Source organism: Corynebacterium sp. HMSC30G07 (assembly GCF_001806945.1).
Classification (GTDB): domain Bacteria; phylum Actinomycetota; class Actinomycetes; order Mycobacteriales; family Mycobacteriaceae; genus Corynebacterium; species Corynebacterium riegelii.
On record NZ_KV786465.1, the window covers coordinates 1 to 324 of the forward strand.

Genomic DNA, 324 nt, shown 5'->3' on the forward strand with positions numbered 1-324 from the left:
GCCAAAAGCACCACAACCTAAAAACCGATAAGCGTGGCTTCTACGTCCTTGATCCAGACACCGGTGAAATCTTGTGGCTGTTTTCTAACGGCACCTATGAAACCTGCACGCCGGATAGCTTGATCGCACACAACACACATGCCGCGGCACCACGGTGGAAGTCAAACCTGGAGCAAGTATGTGCTCGTCGCAATAAAGTGGCGCAGTTCTACGCCAAGGGCCACAAAATATTGGATGATTTTGATAACCACCACAACCTTGAACAGGCCGACGCCCAGATCGCAGCACTAGAGGAAGAATACGGACTGATTTTCCCGATCAAGG

General features: G+C 50.9%; 1 pseudogene. It reads left to right on the top strand.

The features are described from left to right. A pseudogene (locus tag HMPREF3104_RS12465) lies at positions 1–324 on the top strand (HNH endonuclease); the annotation flags it as partial.